This window comes from Paraburkholderia phymatum (assembly GCF_040965635.1).
Classification (GTDB): Bacteria; Pseudomonadota; Gammaproteobacteria; order Burkholderiales; family Burkholderiaceae; genus Paraburkholderia; species Paraburkholderia phymatum_B.
Map to the genome: position 1 here is coordinate 1 of NZ_JBFRCH010000071.1, position 9,918 is coordinate 9,918.

Sequence of the window (9,918 nt, forward strand, 5' to 3'; positions counted from 1 at the left end):
GCCCTGATCGACGAAGTGCTGCAGGCATACCCCGAAAAGATGGCCAAGCGCCGCGCCAAGCATCTGGGTTCCTTTGAACAGGGCAAGCTCGACTGTGGGGTGAAATCGAACATCAAATCGCTGCCCGGCGTGATGACGATTCGCGGCTGCGCGTACGCCGGCTCTAAGGGTGTTGTCTGGGGGCCGATCAAAGACATGATTCACATCAGTCACGGCCCCGTCGGCTGCGGCCAGTACTCGTGGGGCTCGCGCCGCAACTACTACGTCGGCACGACGGGCATCGATACGTTCGTCACGATGCAGTTCACTTCCGATTTCCAAGAGAAGGATATCGTGTTCGGCGGCGACAAGAAGCTCGACAAGATCATCGACGAGATCCAGGAGCTCTTTCCGCTCAACAGAGGTATCTCCATCCAGACTGAGTGTCCGATCGGTCTGATCGGTGACGACATCGAGGCAGTCTCAAAGAAGAAGAGCACGCAGTACGGACGGCACACGATCGTGCCGGTACGCTGCGAGGGTTTTCGCGGTGTGTCGCAGTCACTCGGCCATCACCTTGCAAACGATGCGATCCGCGATTGCGTGTTCGACCAGGCCGATCCGAACAGGCGGCCCTCACTCGAGTCGACACCTTACGACGTCGCGATCATCGGTGACTACAACATCGGCGGCGATGCGTGGTCAAGCCGGATCCTGCTTGAGGAGATGGGTTTGCGCGTCATCGCGCAGTGGTCGGGCGATGGCACGCTTGCCGAACTCGAAAGTACGCCGAGATCCAAGCTTAACCTGCTGCACTGCTACCGGTCAATGAACTACATCAGCCGGCACATGGAAGAGAAGTATGGCACTCCGTGGGTCGAGTACAACTTTTTCGGTCCGACAATGATCGAGAAGAGTCTGCGTGAGATAGCGAGCCGATTTGATGACACGATCAAGGCGAATGCTGAAAAAGTGATCGCTAAATACCGCGCGTTGATGGATGCTGTCATAGCCAGGTATAAGCCGCGCCTGCAAGGCAAAAAGGTGATGCTGTTTGTGGGTGGCCTGCGCCCGCGTCACGTTATCGGGGCGTACGAAGACCTTGGCATGGAAGTCGTCGGCACCGGCTACGAGTTCGCTCACAACGACGACTACCAGCGCACGACGCACCACGTTAACGACGGCACACTGATCTACGACGACGTGACCGGCTATGAATTCGAGAAATTTGTTGAGCACACGCGGCCGGATCTCGTCGGTTCGGGCATCAAGGAAAAGTACGTCTTTCAGAAGATGGGCGTCCCCTTCCGGCAGATGCACAGCTGGGATTACTCCGGCCCCTATCACGGCTACGACGGCTTCGCGATCTTTGCGCGCGACATGGACATGGCGATCTCGAGTCCAGTATGGGGTCTCTCGAAGGCCCCGTGGAAAAAGGCTGCCTGAGCGCAACCGGGCGCTAATAGCACAACGGTGCCGACAGACGGCTGTTCAGATTTTCGATTCAGGAGCGTGTCATGCCCCAATCCACCGACAAAATTCTCGATCACGAACTGCTTTTTCGCGAGCCAGAGTATCAGGCGCTTCTCCGAAACAAGAGGGAAAACTTCGAGTTCAATCATCCCGATGAGGCGGTGACGCAGGTCGCCGAATGGACAAAGACTGAGGATTACAAGCAGAAGAATTTTGCCCGAGATTCGCTGACAGTGAATCCAGCAAAGGCGTGCCAGCCGCTTGGCGCTGTCTTCGTGGCCAACGGTTTTTACAAGACTTTGCCGTTCGTGCACGGCTCACAGGGCTGCGTGGCTTATTACCGCTCGCATTTCTCGCGACATTTCAAGGAGCCGACGTCGTGCGTCAGTTCGTCCATGACGGAGGACGCCGCGGTGTTCGGCGGGCTGAACAACATGATTGATGGCCTCGCGAATGCATACAACCTGTACAAGCCCGAGATGATCGCCGTCTCGACAACATGTATGGCAGAGGTGATCGGCGATGACCTCGATGCGTTCATTAAGAACAGTAAGCAGAAGGGCAGCGTACCGCAGGACTATGACGTGCCATTTGCCCATACGCCCGCGTTTGTGGGCAGCCATGTGACCGGCTACGACAATGCGCTATTGGGCATTCTGAAGTATTTTTGGGACGGCAAGGCTGGCACTACCACACCGCTCACGCGCGTGCCGGACGACACCGTTAACTTTATCGGTGGATTCGATGGATTCGTGGTCGGCAATATGAAAGAGGTTCGACGGATCTTTGATCTGTTCGGTATAAAGGTCAACATCATTTGTGATCCGTCCGAGACATGGAATACGCCAACCGATGGCGAGTTCCGAATGTACCAGGGTGGAACAACGAAAGAGGAGGTCGAGCACGCGTTGAACGCGAAGGCAACGTTTGTCTTTCAGGAGTTTTGCTGTGAGAAGACGAGCAAGTTCATCGCCGATCATGGCCAGGAAGTGATCTCGCTGAATGCGCCCGTCGGCGTTGGCGGGACCGACCACTTCCTCATGGAGATTTCTCGTGTGACCGGCAGACCAATTCCCGCAGAGCTCGAAAAGGAGCGCGGCCAACTCGTCGATGCAATGGCGGACAGTCAGGCGAATCTGCATGGCAAACGTTACGCCCTTTATGGCGATCCGGACCAGATGCTCGGGTACACGCAATTCCTGCTTGAACTCGGAGCGGAGCCGGTGCACGTGCTCGCAACGAATGGCAACGATAGCTGGGCAGAGAAGGTCAGGGCCCTATTGGATGCATCGCCATACGGTGCAGGATGCAAGGTCTACCCAAAACGCGATCTTTGGCACATGCGCTCGCTGCTATTCACGGAGCCAGTGGACTTCCTGATTGGCAACACATACGGAAAGTATCTGGAGCGCGACACTGGGACGCCCCTCGTACGGCTCGTGTTCCCCATATTCGACCGCCATCACTATCATCGCTACCCGACTTGGGGATATTCCGGCGGCTTGCGAATTCTATTGGCGCTGCTGGACGAGTTCTTCGAAACAATGGACGCGAATACCATTGATATTTCGAAGACAGATTACAGCTTTGATATTGTCCGCTGACGTCCGTGTGGTCCTCACGTAGATACCATATGGGAGGGCAGCGGCGGTGCGCCCGGCAGGAGTAAGACCGGGCTCGCACACTAGTTTTCACCGAAGGGGGACGCAAATGGATGCGCCTGACACGGTTCTCCGCGGGCAGAATTCGACGGCGGGTGGCCGTCCCTGTATATGGCCTTTAACGTCGGCGAGAAGAACTGGAAACTCTCGCTGGGTGATGGTCAGTGCGCGCCCCGCCGCTCGGCGGCCAAATTGAAATTGTCTATTGCGCCGTGCGCTGGTGTTACCGGCTTTGAGTTGCTGCTCGACATTGAGGAGTTGCTGTCCAAACGGGCTGTTATCGTCTGCACGAAATCATTCGACGCAGGTGTGAACATTTAGCGCGGGTTTCGCACACTGGGCCGCGCCCCGCGCTTCGGTACCGCATGGCATCTGGACGAACTATTTGTGACGTTGCGGCCGATCTTACGCATGGCGTGCGGCGTGCGTTTGATGAGCATCCTGCATTTTGCCATTGCGGCCTAACTATCAGGCAGACTCGCTTTTATTACAGTTCCGGCACCCGGTGAACTGACAATTTCGATTTGGCCGCCGAGCATCAGAACGCGCTCTTCCATTCCCACCAGACCAAAGGATTTCTTTCGCGCAGCCTGAACGTCGAAACCTTGGCCGTCGTCGCGTACTTCGAGAAGGTAAGCATTAGCCGTTCGCTCGAGCGTGATGACCACTATCGTGGCTCTCGCATGACGAGAGACGTTGGTCAGTGCCTCCTGAACCAGGCGAAACAGCACGATAGACCGATCCTCGTCCATTGTGATGTTCTCATCGTGCACGCGCAGGCGACACTTGATACGTCGATTGCGATTGAACTCGGCAGCGAGCCACTCGAGTGCGGCCACGATGCCTGTGTCCAGCGCAGCAGGGCGTAGCGACGTGATGACGCCCCGTACAACTTGCATTGTTTGGTCAACGAGAGAAACCAGTGCCTGCGTCTGCTCGACAAGCTTCGGACAGTCAGTGTAAAGTTTCATCTGCAAAGCCGAGAGTCTTAGGCGAAGTGCTGTGAGATGTTGCCCGAGTTCGTCGTGCATTTCACGTGCGATGCGTTTGCGCTCTTCTTCGCGAGCCGTCTCGCGACGCGAGGTGAGTTCGCGTAGCATCTCGTATGATTCCCGCAAGCGGTGCTCCACTTCTTTTCGCTCTGACAGGTCGACCACGAAGGCGACGCCTTCTTTCCGACTGGATTCGAAAGCAACTCTGCCAACCATAACAGGTACACGGCTGCCGTCCTTTCTAATGTATTCCTTTTCGGATGGCTGCACGCGCCCCGTGCGCAAAATCTGCGCCAGGGCATCTTGCGTGGTCTCTTGCCATTCCTGCGGCGTCAGGTCTCTCCAGCGTATGCGACCTGAGACGAGGTCCTCGCGCTCGTATCCCACCATTCTCAGAAATGCGTCATTGGCCTCGAGAATGTCGCCATTAGCGTTCCACACGATGATGCCGATGATGTTTGCGTCGACGAGACGACGGATTCTAGCTTCGCGCTCAGTGAGGTCCTCGTACAAGCGAGTGTTCTCAAGCGATGTTGCTGCCTGTGAGGCCAGAAGGCGAAGCACTGCAATTCGAGCAGGAGCGAATGCGCGGGTGATCAGATTGTTTTCGAGGTAGAGCACGCCCGTAAGCTTGGCCTGGTTCGTCAGAGGCAAGCAGACGATAGAACGCAGCCGATGCTCACGGATATAGCGATCCGTGCTAAATGCAGGGTCCTCTGCGGCATCGTCGAGGATGACGCTCTCCCCGGTGCGTAAGACATGGTAAAGCACTGATTCGGGCATCAACGTCGCATTAATGGGTACAGTACTCAATTGCACGCGAGCCATGTTGCCGTCCGTTGTAGCTTCAGCCGCTATCCATTGTTTGTCAACGTCTGGTAGGATGAGCATCCCCCGCTGCGCGCCCGCCTGTTCGATCGCCGTGCGCATGACCGTATCGATCAGATTGTCCAGGACAATCTCGCGCGAGATTGCCTGCGATACTTTGATCACGGTAGCGAGGTCCAATTGTTCGATGGGCGCCCCGATAGTGGTAGTTGGCGTTGGCGCTCGCTCTTTGTCCATGAGATGCGGATGAAGGTCGTCGAGTTGTCGCACCTTGCCCTCGGCCCCCCACCGTTGGTAGGCCTGTCGGGCCTCTTTGGCATATACGCGTGCGATCTTCTCAAAACCGCGTGTCGCGTAGAATCGGGACGCGAGTTCGTTCGCTACAGCTTCGTTATGGACAAAGCCGTTAGCGCGTGCTGACGCGATGGCTTCTTCAAAGAGCCGCATCGCGTCAACATCGCGATTTTCCAACCGGGCAATCTCGGCACCGACCAACGCCACGCGATCTGTGAAATTTGCGGGGCAGTTCTTCGACCAGATTTTCAGTTGCCGATGATGCGTCGCTATGGCGTCTTGGCAAATCTGCCGCTCTCCGGCCGGAACGTGCTCGCAATATGCCGCTCGGGCGAGCGCGCCGTAGAAGTGATACTCACATTCCTCCAAATGTGAGGAGGACGTCCAGAGCAATTGTTGCGCCGTTCCCGCAGCGTCAACAGCTTCCGCGTAGTCGCCGGCAATATATCGTGCCTGCAATTTCCTGACCCAGTACCAGCACGCAGCCGTCGCCAGCGCGGGATTGCCCGACAAATGATGCTCGAAGCGAGGTTCGTTCACGTTACGCTCATCGAGGCGCCCAAACCGGATTGTTGAGCCGCGAAGCATTCGAATTAGCGCGAGCTGCGTGTTCAAGTTATCGACAACCATGCCAAAGCCCGTCTTTTCGGAAAAGACTAGGCCCTGTTCGGCTTCATGCTCCACCGCGCCTAATGGCTCGCCGACAAAGAGCAGGTTGGAAATGACATGGCAGCACGTGTAGGCGGCAGACGGCAGGTCTCCGTTTCGATTCGCCGCCTTGAATGCATTATCCAGCACCTCACGGCTCATCCGCACGTGTTTCGTCCAGCGCGCGACGTAAAGCGCATAGCAAAGATACGTGACCGCCTGAAAGCGCTTGAGGCCCCGTTGTTCGACGAGCTTGTAGCCGAGATCGCCAAACTTGAACCCCTTTTGATAGTCGTTAAACCGCGGCCCCGCTATCCGTGCAAACATAACATACGCGAAAGAGGACCCGTCGCAGTTGCCATGCTCCAGGCTGAGACTGACCGCTTTGCATATCGTCAGCGAAGCCAGATTCGCGTCCGTGAACCATGCTGGGCGCAAGAGCTTGCTCAGCACTTCAGCCGTCGAAAGAGAATCGGGGTCCTTCATTAGCGGCAAGTCGATGAGGTCCTCTATCACTCGACCCTCAAGCCGGATCCAGATGCGCTCGTACTCTCGTTGTACTTCCTCTTCACTAGGATGGGCTGACCAATGGATCCCGACGCGACGGAGATGTTCGAGGCAGACAGCGACTGCACGATCGCTCTGATCAAGAGTCAGGTAAACGTCCATTTGCAGGCACATGACGAGCGCCTGTTCGATGATACGTGTTGCGCGAAGTGACAGCACCTTCAAGCGTTGCTCTGCGTTCGACAGTCGCCCGGTCAGGAATTCGCATTCGGCTCGAGTTAACTCGAGTGTGAAGATGAGTTCGTGCTTGCGGTCCCAGCAGTCGTCGGCTAGGAGTTGCGCACCCATGATGAGATAAGTGAGCGCTGATTCGTAGGCCGTCGACGTCTTGGCGCGCTGGCCGGCTATCAGGTTGAATGCAGCAAGTTGGTCGCGTTCCTCCTGATCATCCATCAGCGCTGTCCCGCGGTTGAGTTGACTGACGATATCGAATATCGCCTGCTCGCGCTTCTCGGGAGAGTTTTGTGTCGCGAGCAGGCGCCCGATACGCAGATGGACCTTTGGAAGCAAGCCTTCTGGGATCAGCGAATAGGCAGCTTCCTGCACCCGGTCGTGCGCAAACCTGTAGGCGTCTCCCAGATCATCGACAAGCTCCTTGTGTACCGCTGGTATCAGCGACGTGCGCACACTTTGCTCGGTTTTCCCCAATACTTTCGACAGAATCCCGAGCGTTGCGGTATTGCCGAGACAGGCGAGCAGTCGCAATGTCCGCCGTGTTTCGGCAGGGAGGCGGGCCAGCTTTACGACCATCAGGTCTGCCACGTTGTCCGTGTAGCCCTTTGCGCGAATTTGTGGCAGACGCCACTGCCAACAGGCCAGGTTGTGGTCGAAAGTAAGTAAATGCTCGTCGGCGAGTGCGTGTAGAAATTGAATGACGAAAAACGGATTACCGCCAGTCTTATCATGTATGAGCTGCACAAGTGGCGAGACCCGTTCCGGCGTTGTGTGGAGCGCTTCTGCAATCAATCGCTCCACGTCCTCGCGGGTGAGCGGTAGGAGCGCGATCTCGTCAACCGCCGCGGTCATGCTCCTGAATGTCCGAAGCTTATTCATCAGCGGATGATTGGTGTCTACCTCGTTGCTTCGATACGCGCCAATGATCATCAGATACTTCAGATCCGGGCAGGTTAGAAAATCCTGCAACAGGTCCAGCGTCGCGGTATCGAGCCATTGGAGGTCATCGAAAAACAGCACCAGCGGATGTTCCTGCCGGGCAAAGACACTCACGAACCGCCGAAAGGCTAGCTGGAAACGGCGTTGTGCCTGATGCAAATCCAGTTCGGGGACGGGCGGCTGGTCGCCGATGACGAGCTTAAGTTCGGGGAGTAGGTCAGTTACGAGTCGCGCGTTTGGCGTCAGTGCCTCCGTGAACGCCTCGCGCCAAATCGCCAGTTCCGTCTCTCGCAGGGTGAGAAGCCGGCGCACCAGATCACGAAAAGCGGGCAGCAGTGTCGAGTACGGTATGTCGCGCTTGTATTGGTCGAACTTACCCGATGTGTAGAGTGCTCGTGGCGGCACGAGCACCTTCTTTAGCTCATTCGCGATCGCGGACTTACCGATGCCCGAATAACCGGAAACCAGCACCAATTGCGGTGTGCCCCTAGCCATGACGCGGTCAAACGCGGCGACCATAGCGTCGATCTCACGTTGCCGACCATAAAGTTTATTGGGAATCGACAGCCGATCAGGCGTATCGTGCTCGCCGAGCGCGAAGACTTCGATGTGCCGCTGTCGCTCCCATTCTGTGAGACAACGTCGGAGGTCACGTTCCACACCAGCCGCAGTCTGATAGCGCTCCTCGGGCGTTTTAGCGAGCAGCTTCATAACTACTTCCGAGACGACGGGCAGAATTCTCCCCACCCGCGCGCTCGGCGCCATCGGCTTGCGAGCAACGTGGCAGTGCACCAATTCCAACGGATTGTCGGCGTTGAACGGCAATACACCGGTGAGCATCTGGTAGAGCACAACGCCAAATGAATAGAGGTCGCTTCGGGAATCAATCGAGCGATTCATTCGCCCTGTCTGTTCCGGCGCCATATATGCCAGCGTGCCCGCAATCGTCTCAGGTGGCACTGACGATTGACGCTCGCGGGGCAGTTCTGAGGCGATGCCGAAGCCGGTGAGCCGCAAGAAACCATCCGCACAGTTTGCCAAAATATGAGCGGGCTTGAGGTCCTTGTGGACGAAACCGCGCTGGTGAAGTTTGCCCAGGGCTTCAGCAATGCCGATGGCAACGTGTAAAACAGTTCCCATTTCCATCGGCGCGCCGATCATCCGTTCGAGCGGCTCACCGCCCGGGTCTTCGAGCACCAATACAGTCCGGCCTTCTGCGCGAATCAGATCCATCGGCCGTACCGCCCATGTGCTATTGAGTTTCTCCTTCAGCTCGAATTCATGCGTGAGACGAAGGATGGTGTCGGCTGAGGGATTCGCCGCCGTGGTCTGTACAACCAGAACGCTTTCGCTGCCGCGAGATTGACAAACCCGACAGAGGACACGGTCCGCGTCCTCCCAGAGGACTTGGCGGTTGTTTCGTTTTTCGGAAAAACGTGGAACGTTCATTTACCGCATACTCTCAGCCGTTCGAATCTACAATTATGCGCTGCACCCCGCAAGTATGGCATCTATAAAATGTAAGAAGAAGCGTGGTCGGACGAGACTGGGACTGGGCGCGCTCTAAAGAGAGCAGCAGTCACAAGGTGACCGAACATGTACCGGTGCGAACGTACGGCATTGGCTGGGTTGTGTCGCCAGCCCGTTCACTAGCTTGGTCCGCGAATCGGATACTCGTTCGGGAGGTATTGTCACGTTGCCGAGTGAGTCGGCTAAATCTGGCGATGCGGAAGGCGAAAGAATTGCGCTTCATCGACGGCAAGCGTCAACAGTCGCGCCGTGCGCATGTTCTACCGGGTTCAGTTGAGCCTGCGCGACATCGAGAAGTTGTTGTTCAAACGGGGCGTTGTCGTCCGCTTCGAAATCATTCGACGTTAGTGCGACACGTTCGGCGTGGGCCTTGCTCACCGGTCAAGGTTCTCGTCCGCAACCAGGCACCACGTGGTACCCGAATGTGTGTCACGAACACAAGTGAATCCGTGTGGCGCCGTATTGCGTGCGCCTCCCCGGAGTCGATTTGTAGCAGCAGGCTTCAAACCGCCCGGTGCTACTGCGTTAAAAGGGTATGGTGATGATCGCCCGCGGAAAGGTCATCCATCAGGGTAGCAAGTACGTGTTGAGAAGTTGTATAAAAGCAACCCGTTCGATGACCATCGTTAAGCTGCTACAGCTCTGTCAAAACTCGCGGGCGTTCGTCGCTCCAGGATGGGGCGGGACGGGAGCTGCTTGCGGACGAGCGAGCCTGTCAGATTTTTAGTGTGCCGAGGTCATGAGACGATAACGGAAATAACGTCCTATGACCGAAGCAACAGTGACCAAGAAGAGCAAGAACCCGAAGGCGCCGAAGCTGTTCCCCGATGAGC

The 9,918-nt window shown here is 56.7% G+C and carries 4 protein-coding genes and 1 pseudogene; 4 read left to right on the plus strand and 1 reads right to left on the minus strand.

Translation table 11 applies throughout. The features are described 5' to 3' along the window. The 3 genes from nifD to AB4Y32_RS39875 form a co-directional block, all read left to right on the plus strand. A partial coding sequence (gene nifD, locus AB4Y32_RS39865; RefSeq protein WP_342945192.1) for a nitrogenase molybdenum-iron protein alpha chain occupies nucleotides 1-1,425 on the plus strand: 1,425 nt, incomplete at its 5' end. A 71-nt stretch (nucleotides 1,426-1,496) separates the two neighbouring features. Further along, complete coding sequence (nifK, locus tag AB4Y32_RS39870; protein WP_342937644.1) at nucleotides 1,497-3,056, plus strand: nitrogenase molybdenum-iron protein subunit beta; 1,560 nt, start codon at nucleotides 1,497-1,499, stop codon at nucleotides 3,054-3,056. Between the two features lie 168 nt (nucleotides 3,057-3,224). Beyond that, the gene (locus AB4Y32_RS39875; protein WP_368726497.1) at nucleotides 3,225-3,434 is read left to right on the plus strand and encodes a hypothetical protein; all 210 of its coding nucleotides are present in this window, start codon (nucleotides 3,225-3,227) and stop codon (nucleotides 3,432-3,434) included. A 140-nt stretch (nucleotides 3,435-3,574) separates the two neighbouring features. Here the strand turns inward: AB4Y32_RS39875 and AB4Y32_RS39880 are convergent, their stop codons facing one another. Beyond that, the gene (locus AB4Y32_RS39880) at nucleotides 3,575-9,004 is read right to left on the minus strand and encodes an AAA family ATPase (protein ID WP_368726498.1); all 5,430 of its coding nucleotides are present in this window, start codon (nucleotides 9,002-9,004) and stop codon (nucleotides 3,575-3,577) included. Nucleotides 9,005-9,851: 847 nt separating this feature from the next. Between AB4Y32_RS39880 and AB4Y32_RS40870 the strand changes: the two are divergent. After that, nucleotides 9,852-9,918, plus strand: a pseudogene (locus AB4Y32_RS40870) (transposase); the annotation flags it as partial.